The organism is Salmonella bongori NCTC 12419, assembly GCF_000252995.1.
GTDB lineage: Bacteria > Pseudomonadota > Gammaproteobacteria > Enterobacterales > Enterobacteriaceae > Salmonella > Salmonella bongori.
Window position 1 is genome coordinate 661,611 of the sequence record NC_015761.1, and the last position, 26,125, is coordinate 687,735.

Consider the following 26,125-nt stretch of genomic DNA (forward strand, 5'->3'; position numbering starts at 1 on the left):
ATGTTGAAGAAAAAGGAGCCGTCAGGCTCCTTTTTGTATAACCGTATTGCCGATGGCGCTGCGCTTATCAGGCTTATAAAATCGTCTGTAGGCCGGATAAAGCGCTTGCGCCGCCATCCGGCAATCGGCAGGTGTGCGTTATATGGACTTATTCGCTCTGAGTCGCCAGATGTCGGCGGCAGGTGAGGGCGTCGCATTCAATACGCACCACGCAAACCGCTTTCATCATATCTTCCCGATAACTGAAGGTTTTTCCCGGATCGGTCTGGCGCATAATGATGTCCAGACCGTAGCGCATTTCTTCGTGCGTTTGTAATATCGATGCCAGCCCGGTGGCGAAAACACTGGTGTAGGCGTAGCTATAATCACAGGGATCGTCGGCGCGCAGTAATGCGTGGTCGCCGTCAATTTCAATGCACACCGCCGGGTTCTTGCGTAACAGACGCATCTTTTTCCCGGTGCGGGCACCGTGAAAATAAAATATCCAGCGCCCGCCCTGATACTCATAGCCAAAATTTACGGGGACAACATACGGGCAGATATTGTCGTTAAACCCTATCCGACACACCTCATGTTTGCTGAGAATAGCGAGTATTTCTGCTATATCAGCGACTTCCCGTTCTGGATTGCTCATTTCTATTATCTTATTCAAAGAGTGAAAATTGCCCGGACTGCTGATGATGCAGCCCGGGCGCGCCATCAGCCGTGTTTATTTTTCAGTTCAAAACGTGGTGAGACCAGGCCGTATAACGTCCAGCCAAGGAAGGTCACAATTGAGCCGTACAGCATGGCTTCTTCACCGGAGGAATATAGCGCGTAGAAGCTATACATTGCGCCAATGAAGGCCACGAAGTTAGCGACTTTCGCTTTTGATGACGGTACATTCGCCATTTTCTGAATGATAACCAGCGCGGCCATCGACAGAATGTATGGAATAATGTTCGTCACCACCGCCAGGTTAACCAGGACGTTAAACTGACTATTCAGCGACGGGCTAATGGTCATCAGCGACAAGCCGGTCTGAATAATCACAATAATCAACATCCCTTGTACCGGCGCGTCGACTTTCGTTACGCGAGAGAAGACTTTCGGGAAGTAGCCTTCGTCAGCGGAAGATTTAAAGACCTGCGCGATAGTAAACTGCCAGCCCAGTAATGAGCCGCAGCAGGACATTACCATCAGCGCCATGATCACTTTACCTACCGCAGGTGTGAACATCTGCGCAAACGCCAGACCAAACGGCGCCGTAGAGTTCGCCAGATCCATGTTCGGTACAATCCCGGCGATCACGTTAGTCGAAACGATATAAATGACTGCCGCGCCCAGCGTACCGCCCAGTACTGCGATGGGGACGTTCTTTTCCGGATTCTCGACGACATCGGCGTTGGCGCAGGCGGATTCCAGGCCAAGAAATGCCCACAGTGTCATGGCGATGGAAGAACCAACCGCACTAAAGAATGGAACATGATGCGGGTTCCAGGATGCTACGTACATGCTGGGGCTAAACCAGAACCAGCCGATGATGCACAGGCCGACTACCGGAATGATGACGCCCCAGACGGTGACGCTACTGATCTGTCCGGTAATACGCGCGCCGCCAAAGTTTGCAATGGTACAAATCCACAATACGCCGATAGTGGCCAGACCGATCTGGATCGGTGTCAGCGCGGCGCCGAATAATTCGGTACCATAACCGACAGCAGAGATGGCGATAGCGACGTTGGCGATCAGCAGAGAGACGCCATAGGTATAGTTCGCCATAAAGTTGCCGGATTTACCGAAGGCATATTCGGCGTAGCCGCCCATACCGCCGGATTTACGGCTAAACATACCGCACTTCGCAAATGCCCAGGCCAGCGCCATCGAGCCGACGGCAGTGACCAGCCAGGAAATGATGGATATCGTACCGACCTCAGACAGCTTGGTTGGCAGCATGATGATCCCGGAGCCCATCATGTTGACCATTGTCAGAATGGTGAGCTGCACGACACCCATTTTGTTGGCTTTAGGTTTACTCATAATTTTTCCTCCTTCAACAGGGAGCGCTGCATGTCGCGAGGCTTAATGACATAGCACCAGACCTGTTTGCGGCCGTCGTGTTCTTCGATATAAACGCCCTGCAGTTCAGGCGCAAAGCCCGGTAGCAGGTTAATGCCTTCCTCCAGGGCACTGAAGTAGCGCAGGACTGAGCCGCCCCAGATTTCACCCGGAACCACACACAGTACTCCCGGCGGGTAAGGCAGAGCGCCTTCAGCCGCGATACGGCCTTCCGCGTCCGGCAGGCGAACCAGTTCGACCTCGCCACGCAGATAGGCGTAGTTGGCTTCTTGCGGGTTCATACTGACTTTCGGGAAATGTGATTTACGGAACATCTCTTTTTGCAGCTGTTTCACGTTGTGCCGCGCATAAAGATCATGCATCTCCTGGCAAAGTTGACGCAGGGTGTAACCGGCGTAACGCGATTCATGCTGTTTGTAGATAGACGGTAATACTTCGGCCAGCGGCGCATCTGCTTCCAGTAGTTTTTCGAAACGCGCCAGCAGAGCCACAAGCTGTTGCAATTTCGCCATATCTTCCGCCGGCGTCAGCAGGAACAGAATGGAGTTGAGATCGCATTTTTCCGGTACAACGCCGTTCTCGCGCAGGAAGTTAGCAAGGATAGTGGCAGGAACGCCAAAGTCTTCATATTCGCCACTCGCTGCATTGATACCCGGGGTGGTGAGCAACAGTTTGCAAGGGTCGACGAAGTACTGATGTTCGGCATAGCCTTCAAACGCATGCCAGTGTTCCCCCGGGACGAAGTGGAAGAAACGCAGATCGCTTGCGATCTCAGACGTCGGGTATGACTGCCACGGCTTGCCGTCAATCATTTCCGGCACGAATGGACGGATATGATGACAGTTCTCGAGGATTAATTTACGGGCATCGATGCCGTTAACCACACAATCCATCCACATATTGCGACCGCTGACGCCTTCGTGCATTTTGGCGTTAACGTCCAGCGCGGCGAACAGCGGATAGAACGGGCTGGTGGAGGCGTGCATCATAAAGGCGTTGTTCATGCGCTTATGCGGCACGTAGCGCGATTGCCCTTTGATATGGCTATCTTTTTTATGGATCTGCGAGGTCTGGGAGAAACCGGCTTGTTGTTTATGAACGGACTGCGTCACCAGAATACCCGGATCGTTTTCGTTCAGTTCCAGCAGCAGCGGCGAACAATCGGCCATCATCGGAATAAATTGTTCATAGCCGACCCAGGCGGAGTCAAACAGGATGTAGTCGCACAGATGACCAATTTTATCGACGACCTGACGGGCGTTATAAATGGTACCGTCGTAGGTGCCTAACTGGATGACGGCCAGACGGAATGGACGTGCTTCGCGGGCACGCTGCGGCGCGACTTCGCTAATCAGTTCGCGCAGATAATCTTCTTCAAAGCAGTGAGCGTCGATCCCGCCGATAAAACCATACGGGTTACGTGCGGTTTCCAGATAAACTGGCGTTGCGCCCGCCTGCAATAATGCGCCGTGGTGGTTAGATTTGTGGTTGTTACGGTCAAACAGAACCAGATCGCCCGGTGTTAACAGCGCGTTGAGTACGACTTTGTTAGAGGAGGAGGTCCCGTTCAGCACAAAGTAGGTCTTATCAGCGTTGAAGACTTTCGCCGCATGTTGCTGCGCAATGCAGGGGGCACCTTCGTGAATCAGCAGATCGCCCATGGCCACGTCCGCGTTGCATAGGTCGGAGCGGAAGAGGGTTTCGCCAAAGTATTCCACGAACTGATTACCGGCAGGATGACGGCGGAAGAATTCGCCGCCCTGATGCCCCGGGCAGTCAAATGCGCTGTTGCCCTGGTTGACATAATCCACCAGCGCGCGGAAGAACGGCGGACGTAACTGTGTTTCATAATGGCTTGCCGCTGTCTCCAGTTGGCGACCATAGAAGGCAGTACGGGATTCATTATATTCGAATACACCAGAGATACGCGGCAGATACTCAGGCGGTACGCGCCCTTCGTCGTGTGTCGCGACAAACACGGGAATACCGTAACCCGTTGCGTCGATTTCATCGAGTTTTCCTCGCTCAATATCTTCGATGGATAACACGATGGCAGCCACGTCGATAAAACGACTTTCATCAACATTTACAATATTACGCTGTGTAGAAAAACAATCCGGGCAATGGCGGCTAACGGCAATTTTTAATTCTGACATTTTTTCATCTCTTTATTTCAGGTAATAGCAGGCCCTCAATTTCTCGACGGAGAAACTGATTCTTCCGGAAAAAATCAAAGCTATCCCGCTGATAAAAAATCAGTAAATTAGCTTTATTTTAGATGTAATAAACCCTAACCCGTCCGGTCACGAGAAATACAGGATTTAAGAGTTTGAGTACGACGATATACAGGCGGAAACCGTGATAACTAAAATCGTGCGAAGTCTGGATTTCTTCTGTCAGACCAGGTGGTTATCGGGCTGTACATAAAGAGATTTCCCTACTTTTGCTTTTAACAATTTGAGTTATTTAGGCAATAGACCTGAATGACATAAGGGTCGGAAAGACCTGTATGCTGAAGTACCCGTAGCAAAAAAACTACCGGGCATTAAAGAAATGAAAGTCGAAACTGTTACGGTGGGCAAACATCATAATATGCGTTGTCCGCCTTATATGGGGCATAAAACGATTATTATTTTCCATTTTGAGATCCTTTCATTGATTTATTGAAAGCATGGATATTTTATCCAGGCAGCATCAATGATCTGTGAACCAGATCAACAAAAAACGATCATTTGAAAAATAATTAGTCGACGATTATGCATATCGTGCTGTTAGATAATGAGTTGTTTCTTTAATGTTAAATATATGTGTTTTATATCCTTAATGAAATATCATCTCGCCGCGAAAATAATCATTCGCGACGGCGAAAATAAATAACATAAAATTCATCATTTATTTAAAAATAATGAATAGCTATTCATGGCATAAAGCGATAGCCAATGCCGGTCTCGGTAATAAAGTGGCGTGGGCGGGTGGGATCTTGTTCCAGTTTCTGGCGTAAATGCCCCATATAGATGCGCAAATAGTGGCTATGCTCCACGGCGTTAGGGCCCCAGACCTGGTTTAATAACTGCCGTTGGGTTAATACCTTGCCGGCATTATTGAGTAATACCGCCAGCAGGCGGAACTCAATCGGCGTCAGATGGATTTCTTCGTCGCCACGGTGGATCACGCGTGCGGCGAGATCGACCGTCACGTTGGAAAAGCGGACGACAGGATCGGCGCAAGGGCTGGCGGTGTGCCGTCTTAGCGCTACACGTAAACGCGCCTGTAGCTCGCCAATGCCGAACGGCTTGCTCAGGTAATCGTCAGCCCCGGCATCAAGCGCGGCAATCTTATCACTCTCTTCGCTACGGGCGGAAAGCACAATAATGGGTATCGCGCTCCACTGACGCAGGTCGCGAATGAAATCGATACCGTCACCGTCTGGCAGGCCGAGGTCGAGAATAATCAGATCGGGCTTTCGCGTGGCGGCTTCCAGTAAACCGCGTTGTAATGTTTCCGCCTCATACACGCGCAGACCGTCGCCTTCCAGCGCGGCGCGCAGAAAGCGGCGGATGGCCTGTTCATCTTCAACAATCAGAACGTTCGTCACAAATCCTCATGAAAATCATCAAGTTCAGGGGGATTCCCTTGCGGCAGTGTAACACGAAAACAGGCGCCGCCCTGGGGGCGATTATAGGCGATGAGCGTACCTCCGTGTACCTCCACGATGGCGTGACAAATTGCCAACCCCAGCCCCACTCCGGGGACGGCGGACTCTTTATTGCCGCGGGCGAACTTATCGAAAATAGCCTTTTCTTGTCCCTCAGGAATACCCGGCCCGTTATCCCAGACGTCCAGTTGCAGGCGATCGTCCTTCACCGCAGCATCTATACCAATACAGGCCTGCGGCCCGGCGTACTTAACGGCATTTTCCAGCAGGTTGATCAGCACGCGCTCAAATAAGGGGCCATCGACATGGATTAAAGTCAGTTGTTGCGGTAGCGACAAAGTAATCGGGTGCAGTAAACCCGGCTCCAGCATCTGTAATGCGCTTCCGACCACCTCTTCCAGCGTCAGCCACTCTTTTTTAAGATTAAACCCGCCGGACTGAATACGCGCCATATCCAGCAAATTATTCACCAGCCGGGTGGTGTTGAGAATATGCTGGCGGATTTCACTGGCCTGACGCGCATGGGGTGATCCTGCGCTGGCTAAATCCAGCGTCAAAATTTCCGCCTGGCCGAACAGTACCGTTAACGGCGTACGTAAATCGTGCGACAGCGCCGCCAGCAGCGCATTGCGAATGCTTTCGCGTTCGCTGGCGAGACGCGCCTGTTCTTCGCTGGCGGTCAGCACCAGTCGTTCCAGCGCATTGGCGACCAGCAGTGTGAACGTTTCCAGCAAACGTTGCTGTTCTGGCACCATCAACTGGCGCAGATTCCCCGGTTCGACGATAGCCAGACCGTACGTTTTATCGGCGCTTTTCAATGGCAGAATCTGATAGGGCACGCCGGGAAGTGTATCGGTGCCTGCACCGGCAGGCTGTCCTTTATCAAAACTCCAGCGTGCAATGGCGTCATCCCACGGCGTGATACCCTGCTGATGCGTGAGAGGCAGTAATTTACCGTTGGCATCAGGCAATAAAATTTGACTGCGCGCCTGGAAAGTGGAGGCGATAAATTGCTCGCTGGTGGCGGCGATATCACGTTCGCTACGCCCGACGGCCAGCGCTTTAGACATCTCATATAAATGGCGGGTACGCTGTTCCCGGTAACGAGCGACGCGTGCCTGGTAACGTACCCCGGCAGTAAGATTGCCGATGACCAGACCGACCGTCAGCATCACAGCAAAGGTCAGCAAATACTGCACGTCCGAGACGGCGAGCGTTCCGCGCGGCGCGATAAAAAAGAGATCAAAACTCGCCACGTTAATCACCGTTGCCACCACTGACGGCCAGCGTCCGTAAAGCAGTGCGATAACCACCACGCCCAACAAATAGAGCATCACCAGATTAGCGGCATCGAAAGCGACGAGCCACTGCATGGCGATAAGCGTGGTGAAGGCGCAAAGTGCAATGGCGACCAGACAACCCTGAAGTTGAGCGCGCCATTTTTCTTTAAAACTTCGGTTATCAGGTGCGGGAGCCAGCGCACGGGGAGGGGGGTCTTGCAGTGCAACAATCACCTGATCGAGATCCGGGGCGCGCCTGGCGAGACGATCGGCGAAAGTGTCGCGTCGCCACCAGCGCCGCGCCGCCGGACGGCCCATCACGACTTTTCCCAGATTATGTTCGCGGGCGTAGCGCACGACCGCTTTCTCTTCAGCAGGATCGGACAGAGTGGCGGTTTCCGCGCCAAGTTCCTGCGCCAGGCGCAGCGCGCTTAAAATTTCTCGTCGCTGTTTTTCTGGTAAGCGGTGTAGCGTTGGTGTTTCGACATAGATAGCATGCCAGACGCTGCCGAGCCGGGAAGCCAGGCGAGCCGCGGTACGCACCAGTTTTTCGCTACCGGTATTATGTCCGATACACAATAAAATCGCATCGCGGGTATGCCACACTTTCTCTTCGCCCGGACGAGCACGCCACGCACGCATCTGATCGTCCACGCGATCCGCTGTCCGGCGCAACGCCAGTTCGCGCAGAGCGATCAAATTACCCTTGCGGAAAAAATGCTCAATAGCCCGTTCCGCCTGACCGGCGATATACACTTTACCTTCCTTGAGACGTTGGCGTAGATCGTCGGGCGGCAGATCGACCAGGACGATTTCATCGGCAGCATCGAAAAAGGGATCGGGGACGGTTTCGCGTACCTGAATCCCCGTGACGCCGCTCACCACGTCGTTCAGACTTTCCAGATGCTGTACGTTAACAGTGGTGAAAACATCGATTCCCGCTTCCAGCAGCTCTTCAATATCCTGCCAGCGCTTAGGATGGCGTGAGCCCGGCGCGTTACTGTGCGCCAGCTCATCCATTAAAATCAGCGCCGGACGGCGGGCGAGGGCGGCATCCAGGTCAAATTCGCGAATTTGCCGCCCCCGGTGTGTGTGTCGTTTGGGCGGCAGAACGTCCAGCCCCTCCAACAGCGCGGCGGTCTCTTTACGACCATGTGTCTCCGCGACGCCGATCACCACATCCAGACCTTGCCCCCGTAGCCGCTGCGCCTGCGCCAGCATCGCCCAGGTTTTCCCGACGCCTGCACAGGCGCCGAAGAAAATTTTTAACGTCCCCCGATGGGGCTGTGGCGTTTGCTCCAACAAGCGATCCGGGTCAGGACGCAAGGGTTCATCATTCATTTTGCTCTGTGTCCCTGTAGCGCATCCAGCGCCAGATTAAGCTCAACAATATTCACCACCGGTTGCCCAAGAAAGCGCGCCAGCGGCCTGTGCGTATATTCTGCAACCAGTTGCGCCACCTGTTCAACGGGAAGCTGGCGAGCCGCCGCGACGCGGGGGATTTGCCATGCTGCGGCGTCGGGTGTCAGATTATTATCCAGCCCGCTTGCCGAGGCCGTTACCAGCTCAACCGGAACCGCAGCACTCGCCTCAGGGTTAGCGGCGCGTAACGCTGCGACACGGGCCTGTATTTGCGCATCCAGTTCGGGATTGCTGGCGGCCAGATTGCTCCCGCCTGATGCCATAGAATTATAAGGTGTATCGGCGGTGGCGGAGGGCCGACCATGAAAATAGCCCGCGGCGGTAAACGATTGTCCGATAAGCGCCGAGCCGCGTATTACATTGTCTTCACGAATCAGCGATCCATTGGCTTGCCAGGGAAACCACCACTGCCCCAGCGCTGTGGTCAGCAGCGGATAGACGCCACCGGTGAGGAGTAGCAGAAATACCATTGTCGAAAACACAGGACGTAAACCGATCATCGTACACCTCACACCAGACCCAGCAGGGTCAGCAGGATATCAATCACTTTAATGCCAATAAACGGCACCACCAGGCCACCCAGACCATAGATCCATAAATTACGGCGCAGCATAGCTGATGCGGAAAGCGGCTTATAACTCACGCCCTTTAATGCCAGCGGGATCAGGAAAATAATAATCAAGGCGTTAAAAATCACCGCGCTCAGAATGGCGGAGTTCGGCGAATGCAGCCCCATTACGTTGAGCGTGTTCAACTGTGGGTAAGTAGCGGCAAACGCGGCGGGAATAATGGCGAAATATTTCGCCACATCGTTAGCGATACTGAAGGTGGTGAGCGAGCCGCGCGTCATCAGCATCTGTTTACCAATATGCACCACTTCAATCAACTTGGTCGGGTTAGAGTCCAAATCCACCATATTACCGGCTTCTTTTGCCGCCTGGGTGCCTGAGTTCATCGCCACCGCGACGTCAGCCTGCGCCAGCGCCGGGGCATCGTTAGTGCCGTCGCCAGTCATGGCGACCAGCCGTCCTTCCGCCTGATATTGACGGATCAGCGCCAGCTTGGCTTCCGGCGTGGCTTCGGCAAGAAAATCGTCCACACCGGCTTCGGCGGCAATCGCTGCCGCCGTCAGGCGGTTATCGCCAGTGATCATCACCGTTTTGATGCCCATCTTGCGTAGCTGGGCGAAGCGCTCTTTAATGCCGCCTTTGACGATATCCTTAAGCGCAATGACGCCCAGCACGCGCGCACCTTCCACCACCACCAGCGGCGTCGCGCCAAGACGTGCCACGTTCTCGACGTTTTGCTCCACATCGGCAGGGAAATAGCCGCCATTGCTTTCGACATGACGACGAATGGCATCTACCGAACCTTTACGGATCATCCGGTTATCAATATTAATGCCACTCATGCGGCTTTGCGCGGTGAACGGAACAAAGGTAGCATGAAGCGCCTGTACATCGCGCTCGCGTAGATTAAAGCGCTGTTTGGCAAGGACAACAATGCTACGGCCTTCCGGTGTTTCGTCGGCCAGTGAAGCGAGCTGCGCGGCGTCGGCCAGGGTGCGCTCGTCCACGCCCCGGGCGGGAATAAAATCGGACGCCTGACGGTTGCCGAGCGTGATAGTGCCGGTTTTATCCAGCAGCAGCACGTCGACATCGCCTGCGGCTTCTACAGCGCGGCCGCTGGTGGCGATTACATTCGCGCCCAGCATCCGGCTCATTCCGGCGACGCCAATGGCGGAAAGCAATCCGCCGATGGTCGTTGGGATAAGGCAGACCAACAGTGCGACCAGTATGGTGACGCTGACCGCGTTACCGCCCCAGGCGGAGAAGGGCCACAGGGTGGCGGTCGCCAGTAAAAAGACAATGGTCAGGGCAATGAGCAGAATTGTCAGGGCGACTTCATTAGGCGTTTTCCGCCGCTGGGCGCCTTCCACCATCGCGATCATTCGGTCAAGAAAGGTTTCGCCAGGATTCACGCTGCACGTAATCACCAGCCAGTCGGAGAGCACTCGCGTGCCGCCGGTTACCGAGGCGAAATCGCCGCCGGATTCGCGGATCACGGGCGCTGATTCGCCGGTAATTGCACTTTCATCCACCGACGCGCCGCCTTCGATCACCTCACCATCACAGGGAATAATATCGCCCGCCTTGACCAGCACAATATCGCCTTTACGCAGTTCAGCGGCAGGCACGTTGTCCGCCTGCGCATCATGGCGTGGGGCGCGCAGACGGCGAGCGAACGCCATCTTTTTCACCCCTTTTAGGCTATTTGCCTGGGCTTTGCTGCGACCTTCCGCCAGCGCGTCGGCAAAATTAGCGAACAGGACGGTGAACCATAGCCACAGGCTGATAGCGCCAGTGAACAATGTGTTTCCTGCCAGTTGGCCTGTTAGCATGGCGAGCGTTAATAGCGTGGTTAACACGCTACCGACCCAGACCACAAACATCACCGGGTTACGCCACTGGGCGCGTGGGCTGAGTTTTTTTACTGCATCCGTTAGCGCCTGTACGAGCAAAACAGGTTCGAACAGCGCCAGTTGCTTGCGACTCATATCAATGTACTCCGCATCGCTCAAGGTAAAGAGAAATGTTCCACTACCGGGCCAAGCGCCAGAGCAGGAATAAACGTCAGTGCGCCGACCAACAATACTGTGCTGATTAACAGTCCGATAAAGAGCGCGCCGTGAGTGGCCAGCGTCCCCGGGCTTGCGGGTTGGGCTTTTTTACTCACCAGCGAGCCGGCGATAGCCATGACAGGAATGATGACGCCGAAACGTCCGACGAACATGCAGAATGCCAGCAGGCAGTTCCAGAAAGGTGAGTTAGCGCTCAGGCCCGCAAAGGCGCTGCCGTTGTTATTCGCTGCGGAGGAAACGGCATACAGCACTTCGCTAAAGCCGTGAGGGCCAGGGTTCAGCATCGCACTGCGTCCGGCATCCGTCATCATTGCCAGCGCCGAGCCGAGCAAGACCAGCATTGGCGTGACCAGAATCGCCAGCGCGATCATTTTCATGTCGCGAACGTCGATTTTTTTCCCCAGATATTCCGGCGTACGACCGATCATCAGCCCCGCGATGAACACCGCCAGCAGGGCAAACAGCAACATGCCGTACAGCCCTGAACCGACGCCGCCAAAGACCACTTCGCCAATTTGCATCAGCCACATCGGCACCATACCGCCCAGCGCGGTAAACGAGTCGTGCATGGCATCTACCGCCCCGCAGGACGCCGCGGTCGTGACGACGGCAAACAGGCTGCTGGCCAGCACGCCAAAGCGCGTCTCTTTACCTTCCATGTTGATGCTACTGTCTGCGCCTGCCGCCAACAGATGTGGATTTCCCTGAACTTCCGCCCACATCACTATCGCCACGCAGACGATAAAAATGAATGACATTGCCCATAATAGCGCGCGTCCCTGGCGGCGATCGCCCGCCGCTTCGCCAAAGGCAAAACAGAGAGCGGCAGGGATCAAAAAGATCGCCAGCATCTGCACTATATTCGTAAGCGCGGTGGGGTTTTCGAACGGATGCGAAGAGTTGGCGTTAAAGAAACCGCCGCCGTTGGTGCCAAGCATTTTGATCGCCTCCTGCGAAGCAACCGGGCCCATCGGCAAGAGTTGTTTAGCGCCTTCAAGAGTGGTGATGGGCTGATAAGCCGACAGGTTTTGCGGTACGCCTTGTTGGATAAAAAACAGCGCGATAATTAACGCGACAGGAAATAATATCCATAGCGTAATGCGTACCAGATCCTGCCAGGCATTACCCAGCGTGTGCATATTCTGGCGCGTAAAGGCGCGGATAAGCGCAAAAACCACCGCAATCCCGGTCGCCGCCGACAGGAAATTTTGCACCGTCAGCCCGGCCATCTGGCTAAAGTAGCTCAGCGTACTTTCGCCGCTGTAGGCTTGCCAGTTGGTATTGGTCACAAAGCTGACGGCGGTATTCAGCGCCAGATCCCAGGAAAGCCCCGGTAGCCGCTGCGGATTTAAGGGCAACCACGCCTGCCAGAATAGCAGGCAAAACAGGATGCCCAGCCCCAGCAGATTGAGCGTCAGTAGCGCCAGTAAATACTGACGCCAGTTCATTTCGTGGTCGGTAATGCCAAGAATCCGCCAGAGGACACGCTCAACGCCAGCCACGCCCGGTAGCGGAACGGCGGCAATAAGTCTTGCCAGCCCTGAACCCAACGGTTTTGCCAGTATAAACAAGATCAGTAAAAAACTGGCGATCAGTAAAAATCCTTGCGCGGCCATCAGAACGCCTCCGCATTAATCAGGGCATAGACCAGATAACCTAAAAGTAAGAAAACCAGCACGATGCCGGTTATCACGCCTGCACTCACAGAGCACCTCCAGTGGCATTGTTTTACTCCTGAGAAAAGTAAATTTTTGGCTGCAAAGATTTCGCAAAAATTGGCGGGCGGAGTGTAAAAAAAGTATAAAAACGGCAAAGACCATTATTTAACTAATGGTTAGTATTAATTTAACTTTTTTGTAACTAATTTACGCTTTGAATGTAAATATGCTGGAAAATCGTGAAAATAAGTGGTCGGATGAGTGGTAAAATTACACAGAAAGCGGTACTATTTTAACCAGGTAACGAGGTTCAATTTTTCGGTGCTATTCACCGATTCAATCTATACCGGAGCGGGGAGCGTCGGTATAAGGGGGGAGAAACGTATGGAACACTATAAAGACTATCCGGCGCATGTCATTTTTGCCCGTCGTGCTTTCGCGGTGATCGCAGGCGTGCTGGCGCTGCCGGTGATGCTGTTCTGGAAAGACCGCGCGCGTTTTTATAGTTATCTGCACCGTGTCTGGTCGAAAACCAGTGATAAACCGGTATGGATGGCGCAGGCTGAAAAAGCCACCTGCGACTTTTATTAATCGCGACCAGCCTGAAAAACCGTCAGCCGCCACGCTGGCGGTTTTTTTGTCTGTGAGCAATCCGGCGATCTCAGGCTCAAATACCGCAGCAGAGATTTGATATGGTGGGAAAAGACAGCGTAAATTTCAGGACCAATGCTTTGCGTTGTTAAAGGTGTTGGCGCTTTATCCTGCAACTCAAAATATTTAAAGCACATATAAAGTTTGCCAGCATTATCATGCCGGGAAACTAATTCGACTATTCTTTGAAAAATACGCTTTTATTGCCAAATAAAATTTATCTATGTTGTTTATATTTTTATTTGCAATATCCGCATGAAATATAGAAGTGACAAATATATATGAGCGATATTATTTATTTAAAAATAGTCGGCGAACGTCAGGGGATGATATCCGAAGGCTGTGGCAGTGAACCCTCTGTCGGTAATCGTTACCAGACCGGACATGAAAATGAAATTTTTGTTTTTAGCCTGCAGGCGCTGCTCAGCAGTACTGTGGACGGCGTCAACCATCATGGGATTCGCTTTTGTAAGCCGATTGATAAAAGCTCGCCGCTGTTTGCCCAGGCAATAAATAACAATGAGCGTTGCTCTCTGGATTTTAGCTTTTATCGTATTAACCGCTGGGGAAGGTGGGAGAAGTATTATCATATTGAGGTTCGTGGAGCGGGTATTACAACATACTCAATGCATTCCCAAACAGAGGGAATACCTGAAGAATTTATCACAATACATTATGATTATATCCGCTCAAAACATCTGATAGCCAATACGGAATACAGTGTCCTGTTAACGCCAGAAAACTATAATCGACTTTTTCCGGCAACCCTTCCCGTGGTTGAACCACCTGATATCCCTGCAAAAAAACGAGAAATTGCCTTAACCATTGGCGTCTTCTTTGACGGTACGGGGAACAACCTGCTCAACACGAATTTACGGATGCAGAAATGCAATCCAGAAAACTATGGCCTTGATGCGCGGACGTTAACGGAGTTTAACCAGCGTTGTATAAAGAAAACGGGCTTTGACGGAACGGAGGCAGGTAGTTATCTGAATTATTATACGAATATTTACTGGTTGAATAAGTTGTATCATAAAGAACCAGAGCTTAAAGATGGGGTAAAGAATATTCAACGCGATATCTATATCGAAGGTATTGGCACCGAGAATAACAAAGCCGATTCTCTGTGGGGGATGGGGCTGGGAAATAACGATACCGGGGTTATCGCCAAAACCGATCGCGCGATGATCCAACTGCGCAGGGTACTGACGGAAGTGGTTGGCGCTCTTCGGGGCAAAGACATTACGATCGCGGGTTTGCAGTTTGATGTCTTTGGGTTCAGCCGCGGCGCCGCAGCCGCTCGCCACTTTACCAACCGCGTCTTTGAGCAAGATCCTGTGTTGGTCAGGACGATCGCGACCGCTTTTCAGCCCGTTGAATACCAGGGGAAACCGGCAGGTGAGGTGCAATTTTTAGGCCTTTTCGACACCGTCACCGCCGTGGGGGGAATACTGGACGGTCTTGACCCCCATGACGGTAATAATCTGGCGGTTAAAATAGGTTTACCGCCGGGGGTGGCAAAACAGGTTTTTCACCTGACGGCGATGCACGAGTGCCGTTATAACTTTTGCCTCAATAGCGTCAAAGCGCAATGGTCTGAATTAAGCTTGCCGGGGGCACATGCCGATATTGGCGGGGGATATAACCCGCAGGAAGAGGAATATCTTTTTTTGAGTCGGCCCGCTGTTGAAACTGTATTAGCCGACGTGCCGACAGAGGCGACCGGCGTCTACCAGAAGGCGGTCCAGCAGGCAGACACTTTGCCGTATTACTTTGCGCTGGCGCCCATATTGCCGTCAGGCGTTATGAAGGTCGAGACCAATACGGATGAAAAGGTGTCGCCGGATCATCTTGGCAATGCGAAAAAGCGCGTAGCCGCTGCGGTCACCTTCCAGCGAATCGTCAGCAATGACTGGTCTAAAGTTGCTCTTCGGGTGATGTATGAGGTCGCCAAAGAGGCTGGCGTTGTGTTTGATGCTATGCAGGAGAATAATGATTATTCCTGGCCGACGGAACTGGATGCGATATGCCAGAAAGCCTTATCACAAGCAAAAAATGCCTTTAATGGGACCAATTCGCTTCAGTTTTCTTCAGATGAGTTGAACACTATCGGCAAGTATATTCACTGTTCGGCCAACTGGAATGCCGTTGATTATCATCTTAAAAATAATATTTCCTCTGCGGTCTCGTCTTCTGAGATATTTAGTTTTGTTAACCGGCCGGATGAAAACTGGACCCGGACCGTTTATGACATGGCTGGGAATCCTCAAAAATGACGCGTAATTTCAGGTTGTTACTGCTGGGCGTTTTGCTGGGGCTGTCGGTTACCGCAACCAGTAAAGAGTTAACTTCGCTACTTGCTCCCTACGATGAGTGGTATTTCAATTTCCTTTATCCAAATGCGTTACCAGCAGATGTGACCTATGTGGAGTTGCTGGACACGGATGGAATATTGTATCGGTACAGAGCGCTGGATGGCACGGTACCCAGCTCAACGACGGTTGAGGAATGGGAGGACGATCTTAGCGTTGGGATGGCGTCATTCAATAAAGCCAAAAATCCTCCCCAGGCTATGCATTTCTGCTGGGATTCGGTAATTGATAAAAAAGTGTATGAGACGTGGATAACGTTTGGTTATCCGGTCTGGGAAATGATGCTGACCCCTTACCCGTCGCCATGGGACGCCGGCGTACAGGAGTACCGCCGTTATCTGCTAATTGGTCTGGCGCCGGAAGGCAGGGTGCGAGTCTGGCTGGAGAACACTAAAAAGCCCAATACGCGATTAACGGAGGACAAAGATATCATGGTTGAGACGGTATCCGGTGAAAAACTGGCGATGTGCAAGGGGGTAACCAGATTTAGCCGTGGATATAAATATATAAAAGAGACCGAAGATTTTATCAAAGATAAAAAATACCCTTACGGTAACTGGTAAGCGATGATGAAGATACAATCCGGAGTGACGACCATACTGATGTTGACGCTTTTGCTGTGCGCAGAAATGCCCGTTCATGCGGCGGATAAAAAGCTGACCTCGCTACTTGCTCCCTATGATGAGTGGTATTTCAATTTCCTTTATCCAAATGCGTTACCAGCAGATGTGACCTATGTGGAGTTGCTGGACACGGATGGAATACTGTATCGGTACAGGATGCTGGGAAGCACAAACGCCAGTTCAGCCAGTGTTGGAAAATGGAATGAAGAGGTGATGGGTATCCATTCAGATTTCAATAAGGCCAAAAATCCTCCCCAGGCTATGCATTTTTGCTGGGATTCGGTAATTGATAAAAAAGTGTATGAGACGTGGATAACGTTTGGTTATCCGGTCTGGGAAATGATGCTGACCCCTTACCCGTCGCCATGGGATGCCGGCGTACAGGAATACCACCGTTATCTGGTAATCGGTCTGGCGCCGGAAGGCAGGGTGCGAGCCTGGCTGGTAAATAATGGCAAGCCCAATACGCGATTAACGGAGGACAAAGATATCGTGGTTGAGACGGTATCCGGTGAAAAACTGGCGATGTGCAAGGGGGTAACCAGATTTAGCCGTGGATATAAATATATAAAAGAAACCGAAGATTTTATCAAAGATAAAAAATATCCTTACGGCAACTGGTAAGGGGAATGGGGGCATCTGAAAAACCGTCAGCCGCCACGCTGGCGGTTTTTTTATGCGCCAGGGTCTACACTGTTTAACGCTATTCGCCGTGACGTTTCATCTTTCAGGAGTTGTATGCCTACCCATTTAGTCTGGTTCAGGCGCGATCTGCGTTTACAGGATAACCTTGCGCTGGCCGCCGCCTGCCGCGATGCATCCGCGCGGGTGCTGGCGCTTTATATTTCCACCCCCGCGCAGTGGCAGGCCCATGATATGGCGCCGCGGCAGGCGGCATTCATCAGCGCGCAGCTCAATGCGCTACAGACGGCCCTTGCAGAGAAAGGGATTCCGCTGCTGTTTCATGAAGTGGCGGATTTTAACGCCAGTATTGAGACGGTTAAAAACGTTTGCCGGCAGCATGACGTCAGCCATCTGTTTTATAACTATCAGTATGAGATTAACGAACGTCAGCGTGATGCAGCGGTGGAAAAAGCACTGCCATCTGTCATCTGCGAAGGCTTTGACGATAGCGTGATTCTGGCGCCCGGCGCGGTGATGACCGGCAATCATGAAATGTATAAAGTTTTTACACCGTTTAAAAACGCCTGGTTGAAACGGCTAAAAGAGGATATCCCGCCGTGCGTTCCGGCCCCGACGATCCGGGCGAGCGGCGCGCGCGCTACCCCCTTAACGCCAGTCTCGCTTAACTACCCGCAACAGGCGTTTGACGCCACGCTTTTCCCGGTTGAAGAAAACGCGGTCATCGCGCAGCTACGTCAGTTTTGCGCGCAGGGCGCAGACGAGTATGCCTCACGGCGCGATTTCCCTGCGGTTGAAGGCACCAGTCGGCTTTCCGCCAGCCTGGCGACGGGGGGGCTGTCGCCGCGACAGTGCCTGCACCGACTACTGGCGGAGCAGCCGCAGGCGCTGGACGGCGGACCGGGAAGCGTCTGGTTGAATGAGCTCATCTGGCGGGAATTTTACCGTCATTTAATAACCTGGTATCCGGCATTATGCAAACACCAGCCGTTTATCCGCTGGACAAAACGCGTCGCGTGGCAGGAGAACTCACACTATTTTCAGGCATGGCAGAAAGGCGAAACCGGTTATCCCATTGTCGATGCGGCGATGCGCCAGCTTAACGCGACGGGCTGGATGCATAACCGTTTACGCATGATTACCGCCAGCTTTCTGGTAAAAGATCTGCTGATTGACTGGCGGTTGGGGGAGCGCTATTTCATGTCGCAGCTTATTGACGGCGATCTTGCCGCCAATAATGGCGGCTGGCAGTGGGCCGCTTCAACCGGTACTGATGCCGCGCCTTATTTTCGTATTTTTAATCCCACGACGCAGGGGGAGAGGTTTGATCGCGACGGCGAATTTATCCGCCAGTGGCTGCCAGCGTTACGTGATCTCCCCGGAAAAGCGATTCACGAGCCGTGGCGGTGGGCGGAAAAAGCGGGAGTTGTGCTTGATTATCCACGGCCCATTGTGGATCACAAACAGGCGAGAGTCGCGACGCTTTCCGCCTATGAGACTGCGAGAAAAGGGGCGTAATGCAGGCCCGGTAGCGCAGACTACCGGGCCTTCTGCTATCAGGATTCGACGGCCAGCGCGCGGCTTTTGAATTTGAAGGACTGATACAGCCAAATCAGCAGGACAACGCCTACGCAGGCTAACGCGCCCCAGGTGATCTGTTCAAAAACATCCACATAGGCGTTGATAGCGTAATTAACCGCGCCGCTGGCGTCAAAGGCGCTTTGCGAGGTCTGGTCAGCGATGACGCCTGCCAGATAGTTAGCAATCGCGCCGGACAGCAGCATATAAATTCCGGTTAATACACCGGTGACGCCGGGGATGTCAATGCGCGTAATTTGCGACATGGCGACCGGGTCGATAAACAGTTCGGCAAAGCCCATCACCGCCAGTCCCAGCACCATCAGCGGCATGGAGGAGTGCCCGTAAGCGGCGGACCAGCGTGCGCTCAGGGTCAGAATACAGAATCCGGCGCTCATTAGTCCGAGACCCAGCGCGAATTTGCCCCAGATACGCACGGTGCGATTACCGCTTACGCTCTCTTTAACCAGCCAGGCCAGGACGACCCCGCATAACATCACGGCAAAGGCGTTTACCGACTGGAACATGGCGGTGGGAACGGAATAGCCCAGAATATCGCGGTTCACAAAGCGGTCGATATACAGGCTGATCGAACTGCCGCCCTGTTGGGCAAACGCCCAGAACAGCATACTGAACAGGGTCAGGGTGACAATCAGTCCCAGTTCCTTACGCTGTTTGGCCGTCTGCGCCTGGCGATAAATTTTCGTCAGCACGCCCAGGCCGATCGCGGTCGCCACGATTAAGGCATAGACTGACCATTCTTTCCAGAACAGAACGGTAATCAGCAACGGCGCAGCCACCAGCAGGAGTAACAGCCACCCCCAGTTCGGCAGCAGATAGTTTCTGGCGCACAACACGGCTTTATTAACGCCGGTGGTGTGGGTGAAATGACGATTCCCGCACAGAAAGATCACCAGCCCCGCCAGCATACCAATGGCGGCGAGCGCAAATCCCATCGCCCAACTGTATTCCTCTTGTACATAGCCGCAGGCGATAGGGGCCACGATCGAGCCTATATTGCCTGCCGCGTAAAGCAGCGAGAACCCGCCGTCGCGGCGCGGATCTTCCGGTTGGTACAGTTCGCCCAGCAGGCAGCTAATATTCGATTTAAACAGGCCGTAGCCGCAGACAATGATCGCCAGCGACAGATAAAGGAATGTCGGCGCGATTTCACTGGCGCCCAGCACTAAATGACCAACTGCCATTAAAAAGGCGCCCAGCATCACGGCCATTCGGTTGCCAAGCACTTTATCCGCCAGGTAGCCGCCCAGAATTGGGGTGACGTAGACCAGCGAACAGTAAGCGCTGAATAACTCATAGGCATGGTTATCGTCGTATTTCAGCTGATTGGTAAGATAAAGAATCAGTAGGGCGCGCATACCATAAAAGCTGAAATACTCCCAAATTTGCAGGGCGACAACGTAATAAATGGCACGAGGTTGAGATGATTGTTTATTCATTGTATTTCCGGGATAGAAGCGCTGCGGCAAAAAGAGACATTCCTGGGTAATGCCTTTCTGTTTAGGCTCATTAAGCCTGCCGTATCGCTGTGTTTCCTTAAAGTTACCAACTTGATACAGAACTGATTTATTTTGCAATATGCGTTCTGATTGCATAAATATACATGAAATAGATCGTGTTTTGCTAAGTAATTTGCGCCAAAGCCGGGTGTGATTGTTTCTTGATGTGTCAAACAAATGTTTATCGACGAACTGACGACGGGAGGCTATGTTAACGGAGGCTGAATCCGTCACCGGAAAGCAGAACGACGGTTAAAGGGAGCGATGATGAAAAACACCGAACTGGAACAACTGATTAACGACAAGCTGAACAGTGTGGCGATGAGTGATTATGCGCCAAACGGTTTACAAGTCGAAGGAAAAGAAACGGTACAGAAAATCGTGACCGGCGTGACCGCCAGTCAGGCGCTGCTCGATGAGGCGGTGCGTTTACAGGCCGATGCGGTCATTGTTCATCATGGTTACTTCTGGAAAGGCGAGTCTCCTGTTATTCGCGGCATGAAACGCCGTCGCTTAAAAACGTTACTGGTAAATGATATTAACCTGTACGGTTGGCACCTGCCGCTGGATGCGCACCCTGAACTGGGCAACAACGCGCAGCTGGCGACGCTATTGGGCATTACCGTGAAAGGGGAAATTGAGCCGCTGGTGCCGTGGGGGGAACTCTCAATGCCGGTGCCGGGGTTGGAGCTGGCCTCGTGGATTGAAGCGCGTCTGGGGCGGAAACCTTTATGGTGCGGCGATACCGGGCCGGAAAATGTCCAGCGCGTCGCCTGGTGTACCGGCGGCGGGCAAAGTTTTATTGATAGTGCCGCCCGCTTTGGCGTTGACGCTTTTATTACTGGCGAGGTGTCTGAACAGACCATTCATAGCGCGCGCGAACAAGGGCTACATTTTTATGCCGCCGGCCACCATGCCACGGAACGCGGCGGCATTCGCGCTCTGAGCGAATGGTTGAACGAAAACACAGAATTAGATGTGACGTTTATTGATATCCCTAACCCGGCATAATTGAGAGGGAATAAAGTGCAGCGAGCGCGTTGTTATCTGTTAGGCGAAACGGCGGTCGTCCTGGAACTTGAACCGCCGATAACACTGGCGAGCCAGAAACGCATCTGGCGCCTGACGCAGCGTCTGGTCGATATGCCGAACGTGGTGGAAGCGATTCCCGGGATGAACAATATCACCGTGATCCTGCGCAACCCACAAACCCTGGCGCTGGATGCGATTGAACGTCTACAGCGCTGGTGGGAAGAGAGCGAAGCGCTGGAGCCGGACTCGCGTTCGGTTGAGATCCCGGTGATCTATGGCGGCGCAGGCGGGCCGGATCTGGCGGAGGTGGCGCGGCACTGTGGTTTAAGTGAAAAACAGGTTGTGGAGCTGCACGCCTCTGTTGAGTATGTCGTCTGGTTTTTGGGGTTTCAGCCAGGCTTTCCCTATCTCGGCAATTTACCGGAACCGCTCCATATACCGAGACGCGCGGAGCCGCGTCTACAGGTACCGGCAGGTTCTGTCGGTATCGGCGGCGCTCAGACGGGAATTTATCCATTATCCACGCCGGGCGGCTGGCAGCTAATCGGCCTTACGCCGTTGCAGTTGTTCGATCCGATGCGGGAAACTCCTGTGCTGCTGCGCCCTGGTGATAGTGTACGCTTTGTGCCGCAAAAGGAGGGAGTATGCTGAATATTATTCGCGCGGGGATTTACACCTCCGTGCAAGACAGCGGGCGACACGGTTTTCGTCAGTCGGGACTGAGCCACTGCGGCGCGCTGGATAAACCCGCCTTTCAGACGGCTAATCTCCTGGTCGGGAATGACGCGAATGCCCCGGCGCTGGAAATTACCCTCGGTCAACTGGTCGTCGAATTTGAAAATGATAGTTGGTTCGCCCTCACCGGCGCGGGCTGTGAGGCGCAACTGGATAATCAACCGGCCTGGACCGGTTGGCGACTACCGGTAAAAGCGGGCCAGCGTTTGACACTACACCGCCCGCTTCATGGAATGCGTAGTTATCTGGCGGTGGCGGGCGGTATTAATGTGCCGAAAGTGATGGGATCGTGTAGTACCGATCTGAAGTCTGGTATCGGTGGGCTGGAGGGGCGGTTGCTAAAAGATGGCGATCGCCTGGTGACAGGCAAGCCATCCCGACAATTTAGCGGGCCGCAGGGTGTGAAACAGTTACTGTGGGGCAATCGCATCCGCGCACTGCCGGGGCCGGAATACCGTGAATTCGATCACGCGTCGCAAGAAGCGTTCTGGCGTTCGCCGTGGCAGCTTAGCCCGCAGAGTAACCGCATGGGCTATCGTTTGCGGGGACAATCGTTAACGCGGACAACGGATCGCGAATTGCTGTCGCACGGTTTGCTGCCGGGTGTTGTGCAGGTGCCTTACAACGGTCAGCCTATTGTGCTGATGAACGATGCCCAGACGACTGGCGGCTATCCGCGTATTGCCTGCATCATTGAGGCGGACATGTACCACCTGGCGCAAATCCCGCTGGGTCAACCTATCCATTTTGTGCAATGTTCGCTGGAAGAAGCGCTTAACGCGCGTCGCGAGCGTCAGCGCTATCTGGAACAGCTTGCCTGGCGGCTTCAACATGAATATTGATTTGAATGCGGATTTGGGCGAAGGCTGTACCAGCGATGCTGAATTATTAACGTTGGTCTCCTCTGCTAATATCGCCTGCGGTTTTCATGCGGGCGATGCGTGGACTATGCTGGTTAGTGTGCGTGAGGCACTGAAAAATGGTGTGGCGATTGGCGCGCATCCCAGTTTCCCTGATCGGGAAAATTTTGGGCGGACAGCGATGGATTTGCCGCCGGAAACGGTATACGCCCAGACATTGTACCAGGTCGGCGCTCTGGGGGCAGTTGTTCAGGCGGAAGGCGGCGTGATGCGCCATGTCAAACCACACGGTATGCTCTATAACCAGGCGGCAAAAGATCGTTGTCTGGCGCAGGCCATTGCGAAAGCGGTACACGACTATGATCCGTCATTGATTCTGGTTGGACTGGCCGGAAGTGAGCTGATCCGGGCTGGCGAGCACTACGGGCTGGTGACGCGACAAGAGGTATTTGCCGATCGCGGCTATCAGGACGACGGTAGTCTGCTGCCACGTACGCAGCCTGGCGCACTGATTCATGATGAAGAGCAGGCGCTGGCGCAAACGCTGGATATGGTTCAGACCGGGAGAGTAAAAAGTGTTACTGGCGTGTGGACGAATGTCACGGCGCAAACGGTGTGCGTTCATGGTGATGGCGAGTATGCGCTTGCGTTTGCCCGCAGACTACGCGCCGCGTTTAACGCGAACAACATAGACATTATCGCCTGAGAATCAGGCGATTGAAGCTATTGTATGACGGCTGGTAACCTTTATTACCTACTATTATCTTAACGTTAATCAGCGGGTTATCCTTTATACAATAAAATATATCCTCTTCTTAATACCTGTTTTGTAAAAATAACCACGCTGTACGGTAATAATGGGTATGACGAATTAATGACCGTTAGCCGTCGAATACTGAAAAAAACTCACAATATTGTTAGCAAGGTTTATCTAATCAAACCTCCATGACGAGTAAAGTCCCTGCCTCTTTAACGCTCCTTTCTTACTGATTTATCTCATAATATTCTTATTTTTTTGTATATTACTCTGGCGATGGGCGTGCTTCAAAAAGCGTAAGCCAGACTCGCTCGCTGATTTATCCGCAATCTACAAATACCACGCAGATTGATAGGTGTTTGGATTTTAAGCTATTTGCTGGTATTCACTTTTCAGCGAAAATTAAACTCATCTGATCAGTGTTTTTTTAGTATATTACTCATTTTGTTATGATGGGTTTGCTTTGTGAAAAGAAAATATCTTACGCAAGAAGAGATTGAAAAGCTGCTATCAGCGACTGACCGAATGCCTTTTCCGGAAAGAAACCGCTGCTTAATTCTGATGGCGTTTATCCATGGTTTCAGAGCCAGCGAACTGTTGGGGTTGCGTTTATCTGATATTGATCTGGCAGGGAGGCAGCTCTATATCCGGCGCCTTAAAAATGGATTTTCTACATGTCATCCCCTTCTTCCGGATGAGTATAACGTACTAAAAAGCTGGCTCAGGGCCAGGAAGCCGCTTGAAAAAGGGGCCGACGGAGACTGGTTGTTTCTGTCACTGCGGCGGCATCCACTTAGCAGACAACAATTTTTTTACATACTCCGTGAGGCAGGGCGGCTGGCCGAATTAACGATAGCGCCGCATCCCCATATGCTACGACATGCGTGCGGCTACGCCCTTGCTGATAAAGGGATTGATACGCGACTCATACAAGATTATTTAGGACACAGGAATATCCAGCATACCGTAAGATACACCGCCAGTAATGCCGCACGCTTTCATGGAATATGGCGAAAAAAACGCCGAATATGACCGTACCTTCTGATGCAAAAAGTTAAATCCTCTCCGTGTTGTCACCATCCTCTCAGATTTACCCCCTCCGCACAAGAGTAATAGATACGTAATCTATTGCTTATTAAGGAATTATTTTTATAACACTAAAAAAACTAAGGGAAAATATATCTGGTACAACCAGCGCCACATAGTCTCTGTTTTAGCCCTTACTGCACAAATTGTTAACTTTTAGTTTTAAAAAAAACCATTAAACAGCATTTAATTCTAAATTATCTTAATCAAATGGAATTTAATTCTTTATTTAACTTTTTGCATCATATTGTTAAATCAAGAGAAGACGACCTTAAACAGATTTAAATCATTTTATATCCATTAAAATCAAATGGTTATCATGGTTTTATTGGGCTCTTCATACTCCGTTCAGGACAGAATCACCCTGCTGTAGGGCAAATTTATCGCCACGGATGCTGATGGTCTGTGAAGCTGAAAATCAGATCCCGACAGGATGTCAGAGTGCTGTATTCAGACTGGGGTCAGAAGTCATTCTTCATACTGGTATGGCGCGACTTCAGGCACGCAAAAGGATGCGGACATTTTGTTTCCACATAGAGAAGTTGCTGTTGTTGGAGCACTGCCGGACTGGCAATGGCTTGAGGAGAACAATTTGATGACGCAAGAGTATGAAGGCATATCAACCGGACAAAGACGAGTCGACAAGTACCGGTACAGCAGGGGAGCAAAAATATTTTTGTTTCTTCTGACGATTTCAACGGCCATAGCGCTATATGGCCTGTATCAGATTCTGACGTACTGATATGCAGACGTTAACGAGAGCATTACCGCCTCTCCGGCTGATTATGTTTTGTCAGTCAGGAGAAAATCCTGCGCAGTTTCCGGATATTAGCGGTCTTTGCGTGGAAAATAGAGTTCGTCTCAGAACCACTGAGGGACTATTGGATCGCTTGCGTCGGTGGCCCGGCGCTGTGGTGATATCCGCCGGGCGACCGTCAACTCAGCTTCTGTTATGGCAACAGGTTTTTCAGTGTTATCCCCGTACCGTTGTTTTTTGCAGTAGTCACGAGTTTTTACCGATAGACGTGAGCGTGGAAGGGTATTTCCGCCATCTGCGACTGATCAAATGCGCCATGTCGGAGAGAGTTCTGGCAAAAATGGCTGAACTGGCCGTGTGGTCATCAGTACAGACATTTCCTTATGAAGAGGAGCTGAAAAACGTCTTAAGCGTACCGGAGCTGGTGATGGAAATAAATAGCCGCACGCTGGTCCGGTTACTGTCGGAGCGTCTACCCAAACAGGGACGGCGAGTACTGGGATTGTTGTTATCAGGCTGCAGCCCGGAAATGACGGCACGTATGTTGGGGACAGGGGTGAGGCAAGTCTGGCTCGCGGAGCAGACGCTGAAACAGCGCTGGGATATACCGCCAGGCGTACCGTTACTCGATGCGGTAAGAATTAAGATGCCGCACCTAAATTCGGAAAAAAATCAACAGATTGATCATATAAAAACAGCCGCGAGTAATGCTTCGAATTTACGCTGATAGCGGAGGGAACGTCACGCTGTGCTGTATTCGTAAGCATGATATTCGGTTCTGAATTATTTATTTTTTCC

Annotated in this window: 22 protein-coding genes; 11 read left to right on the plus strand and 11 right to left on the minus strand. The window is 52.3% G+C overall.

Annotated features, from left to right (window positions below; genetic code table 11):
- Nucleotides 1-148: 148 nt before the first annotated feature.
- The 10 genes from SBG_RS03075 to kdpF form a co-directional block, all read right to left on the minus strand.
- Nucleotides 149-634: a pyridoxamine 5'-phosphate oxidase family protein gene (locus SBG_RS03075; RefSeq protein ID WP_015702761.1), complete on the minus strand. Its 486-nt coding sequence runs from the start codon at nucleotides 632-634 to the stop codon at nucleotides 149-151.
- A gap of 65 nt (nucleotides 635-699) precedes the next feature.
- On the minus strand, nucleotides 700-2,019 hold the full coding sequence (gene potE, locus SBG_RS03080; protein ID WP_000042649.1) for a putrescine-ornithine antiporter: 1,320 nt from the start codon (nucleotides 2,017-2,019) through the stop codon (nucleotides 700-702).
- Nucleotides 2,016-4,214, minus strand: a complete 2,199-nt coding sequence (gene speF / locus SBG_RS03085) for an ornithine decarboxylase SpeF (protein WP_001292414.1) — start codon at nucleotides 4,212-4,214, stop codon at nucleotides 2,016-2,018. Before speF ends, potE begins: the two co-directional genes overlap by 4 nt.
- Nucleotides 4,215-4,593: 379 nt before the next feature.
- Nucleotides 4,594-4,698, minus strand: coding sequence for a leader peptide SpeFL (speFL, locus tag SBG_RS22450; RefSeq protein WP_015632840.1), 105 nt, complete (start codon nucleotides 4,696-4,698; stop codon nucleotides 4,594-4,596).
- A 277-nt stretch (nucleotides 4,699-4,975) separates the two neighbouring features.
- Nucleotides 4,976-5,653 carry a two-component system response regulator KdpE gene (kdpE, locus tag SBG_RS03095; RefSeq protein WP_000186046.1) on the minus strand — a complete coding sequence of 226 codons (678 nt, stop codon included), beginning with the start codon at nucleotides 5,651-5,653 and terminating at the stop codon, nucleotides 4,976-4,978.
- Entirely contained in the window at nucleotides 5,650-8,334 is a 2,685-nt protein-coding gene (gene kdpD, locus SBG_RS03100; RefSeq protein WP_000997496.1) for a two-component system sensor histidine kinase KdpD, read from the minus strand. The genes kdpE and kdpD overlap by 4 nt, the downstream gene beginning before the upstream one ends.
- Nucleotides 8,331-8,915 (minus strand): potassium-transporting ATPase subunit KdpC, encoded by a 585-nt coding sequence (gene kdpC / locus SBG_RS03105; RefSeq protein ID WP_000579805.1) that lies wholly within the window; start codon nucleotides 8,913-8,915, stop codon nucleotides 8,331-8,333. The genes kdpD and kdpC overlap by 4 nt, the downstream gene beginning before the upstream one ends.
- An 8-nt stretch (nucleotides 8,916-8,923) precedes the next feature.
- Nucleotides 8,924-10,972, minus strand: a complete 2,049-nt coding sequence (kdpB, locus tag SBG_RS03110; RefSeq protein WP_000088041.1) for a potassium-transporting ATPase subunit KdpB — start codon at nucleotides 10,970-10,972, stop codon at nucleotides 8,924-8,926.
- Nucleotides 10,973-10,992: 20 nt separating this feature from the next.
- A complete protein-coding gene (gene kdpA / locus SBG_RS03115; protein ID WP_000730061.1) occupies nucleotides 10,993-12,672 on the minus strand; it encodes a potassium-transporting ATPase subunit KdpA in 1,680 nt (559 codons plus the stop codon).
- Complete coding sequence (gene kdpF, locus SBG_RS03120) at nucleotides 12,672-12,761, minus strand: K(+)-transporting ATPase subunit F (RefSeq protein WP_001670793.1); 90 nt, start codon at nucleotides 12,759-12,761, stop codon at nucleotides 12,672-12,674. Before kdpF ends, kdpA begins: the two co-directional genes overlap by 1 nt.
- A 337-nt stretch (nucleotides 12,762-13,098) precedes the next feature.
- Between kdpF and SBG_RS03125 the strand changes: the two genes are divergently transcribed.
- The 5 genes from SBG_RS03125 to phrB all read left to right on the plus strand — a co-directional run bounded on the left by SBG_RS03125 (nucleotide 13,099) and on the right by phrB (nucleotide 18,520).
- The gene (locus SBG_RS03125; protein WP_000401433.1) at nucleotides 13,099-13,305 is read left to right on the plus strand and encodes a YbfA family protein; all 207 of its coding nucleotides are present in this window, start codon (nucleotides 13,099-13,101) and stop codon (nucleotides 13,303-13,305) included.
- Between the two features lie 341 nt (nucleotides 13,306-13,646).
- Nucleotides 13,647-15,641, plus strand: a complete 1,995-nt coding sequence (tssD, locus tag SBG_RS03135; protein ID WP_001280043.1) for an Hcp family type VI secretion system effector — start codon at nucleotides 13,647-13,649, stop codon at nucleotides 15,639-15,641.
- Nucleotides 15,638-16,300, plus strand: coding sequence for a DUF2931 family protein (locus tag SBG_RS03140; protein WP_000197723.1), 663 nt, complete (start codon nucleotides 15,638-15,640; stop codon nucleotides 16,298-16,300). The genes tssD and SBG_RS03140 overlap by 4 nt, the downstream gene beginning before the upstream one ends.
- 3 nt (nucleotides 16,301-16,303) lie before the next feature.
- Nucleotides 16,304-16,984 carry a DUF2931 family protein gene (locus tag SBG_RS03145; RefSeq protein ID WP_043942378.1) on the plus strand — a complete coding sequence of 227 codons (681 nt, stop codon included), beginning with the start codon at nucleotides 16,304-16,306 and terminating at the stop codon, nucleotides 16,982-16,984.
- 114 nt (nucleotides 16,985-17,098) lie between these two features.
- Nucleotides 17,099-18,520, plus strand: coding sequence for a deoxyribodipyrimidine photo-lyase (gene phrB / locus SBG_RS03150; RefSeq protein ID WP_001142026.1), 1,422 nt, complete (start codon nucleotides 17,099-17,101; stop codon nucleotides 18,518-18,520).
- 38 nt (nucleotides 18,521-18,558) lie between these two features.
- Here phrB and dtpD read toward each other — a convergent pair whose 3' ends face one another.
- A complete protein-coding gene (gene dtpD, locus SBG_RS03155; protein WP_001041755.1) occupies nucleotides 18,559-20,040 on the minus strand; it encodes a dipeptide permease DtpD in 1,482 nt (493 codons plus the stop codon).
- A 327-nt stretch (nucleotides 20,041-20,367) separates the two neighbouring features.
- Between dtpD and ybgI the strand changes: the two genes are divergently transcribed.
- The 6 genes from ybgI to SBG_RS03190 all read left to right on the plus strand — a co-directional run bounded on the left by ybgI (nucleotide 20,368) and on the right by SBG_RS03190 (nucleotide 26,054).
- Nucleotides 20,368-21,111 (plus strand): radiation resistance protein YbgI, encoded by a 744-nt coding sequence (gene ybgI, locus SBG_RS03160; RefSeq protein ID WP_000798856.1) that lies wholly within the window; start codon nucleotides 20,368-20,370, stop codon nucleotides 21,109-21,111.
- 15 nt (nucleotides 21,112-21,126) lie between these two features.
- Nucleotides 21,127-21,783 (plus strand): 5-oxoprolinase subunit PxpB, encoded by a 657-nt coding sequence (pxpB, locus tag SBG_RS03165; RefSeq protein ID WP_001188379.1) that lies wholly within the window; start codon nucleotides 21,127-21,129, stop codon nucleotides 21,781-21,783.
- The gene (pxpC, locus tag SBG_RS03170; RefSeq protein ID WP_000932034.1) at nucleotides 21,777-22,709 is read left to right on the plus strand and encodes a 5-oxoprolinase subunit PxpC; all 933 of its coding nucleotides are present in this window, start codon (nucleotides 21,777-21,779) and stop codon (nucleotides 22,707-22,709) included. The genes pxpB and pxpC overlap by 7 nt, the downstream gene beginning before the upstream one ends.
- On the plus strand, nucleotides 22,699-23,433 hold the full coding sequence (gene pxpA, locus SBG_RS03175; RefSeq protein WP_001017916.1) for a 5-oxoprolinase subunit PxpA: 735 nt from the start codon (nucleotides 22,699-22,701) through the stop codon (nucleotides 23,431-23,433). The genes pxpC and pxpA overlap by 11 nt, the downstream gene beginning before the upstream one ends.
- Nucleotides 23,434-23,949: 516 nt before the next feature.
- Entirely contained in the window at nucleotides 23,950-24,516 is a 567-nt protein-coding gene (locus tag SBG_RS03180) for a tyrosine-type DNA invertase (protein WP_000824703.1), read from the plus strand.
- Between the two features lie 797 nt (nucleotides 24,517-25,313).
- Complete coding sequence (locus tag SBG_RS03190; RefSeq protein WP_015702763.1) at nucleotides 25,314-26,054, plus strand: hypothetical protein; 741 nt, start codon at nucleotides 25,314-25,316, stop codon at nucleotides 26,052-26,054.
- Nucleotides 26,055-26,125: the final 71 nt, after the last annotated feature.

Excerpts from the sequence above, each read along its gene's own strand:
- pxpA (WP_001017916.1), top strand. The coding sequence starts at position 22,699 with ATGAATATTGATTTGAATGCGGATTTGGGCGAAGGCTGTACCAGCGAT.
- kdpD (WP_000997496.1), bottom strand. The coding sequence starts at position 8,334 with ATGAATGATGAACCCTTGCGTCCTGACCCGGATCGCTTGTTGGAGCAA.
- SBG_RS03125 (WP_000401433.1), top strand. The coding sequence starts at position 13,099 with ATGGAACACTATAAAGACTATCCGGCGCATGTCATTTTTGCCCGTCGT.
- kdpA (WP_000730061.1), bottom strand. The coding sequence starts at position 12,672 with ATGGCCGCGCAAGGATTTTTACTGATCGCCAGTTTTTTACTGATCTTG.
- potE (WP_000042649.1), bottom strand. The coding sequence starts at position 2,019 with ATGAGTAAACCTAAAGCCAACAAAATGGGTGTCGTGCAGCTCACCATT.
- SBG_RS03145 (WP_043942378.1), top strand. The coding sequence starts at position 16,304 with ATGATGAAGATACAATCCGGAGTGACGACCATACTGATGTTGACGCTT.
- kdpC (WP_000579805.1), bottom strand. The coding sequence starts at position 8,915 with ATGATCGGTTTACGTCCTGTGTTTTCGACAATGGTATTTCTGCTACTC.
- SBG_RS03075 (WP_015702761.1), bottom strand. The coding sequence starts at position 634 with ATGAGCAATCCAGAACGGGAAGTCGCTGATATAGCAGAAATACTCGCT.
- speF (WP_001292414.1), bottom strand. The coding sequence starts at position 4,214 with ATGTCAGAATTAAAAATTGCCGTTAGCCGCCATTGCCCGGATTGTTTT.
- SBG_RS03140 (WP_000197723.1), top strand. The coding sequence starts at position 15,638 with ATGACGCGTAATTTCAGGTTGTTACTGCTGGGCGTTTTGCTGGGGCTG.
- tssD (WP_001280043.1), top strand. The coding sequence starts at position 13,647 with ATGAGCGATATTATTTATTTAAAAATAGTCGGCGAACGTCAGGGGATG.
- SBG_RS03190 (WP_015702763.1), top strand. The coding sequence starts at position 25,314 with ATGCAGACGTTAACGAGAGCATTACCGCCTCTCCGGCTGATTATGTTT.
- ybgI (WP_000798856.1), top strand. The coding sequence starts at position 20,368 with ATGAAAAACACCGAACTGGAACAACTGATTAACGACAAGCTGAACAGT.
- pxpC (WP_000932034.1), top strand. The coding sequence starts at position 21,777 with ATGCTGAATATTATTCGCGCGGGGATTTACACCTCCGTGCAAGACAGC.
- kdpB (WP_000088041.1), bottom strand. The coding sequence starts at position 10,972 with ATGAGTCGCAAGCAACTGGCGCTGTTCGAACCTGTTTTGCTCGTACAG.
- phrB (WP_001142026.1), top strand. The coding sequence starts at position 17,099 with ATGCCTACCCATTTAGTCTGGTTCAGGCGCGATCTGCGTTTACAGGAT.
- dtpD (WP_001041755.1), bottom strand. The coding sequence starts at position 20,040 with ATGAATAAACAATCATCTCAACCTCGTGCCATTTATTACGTTGTCGCC.
- speFL (WP_015632840.1), bottom strand. The coding sequence starts at position 4,698 with ATGGAAAATAATAATCGTTTTATGCCCCATATAAGGCGGACAACGCAT.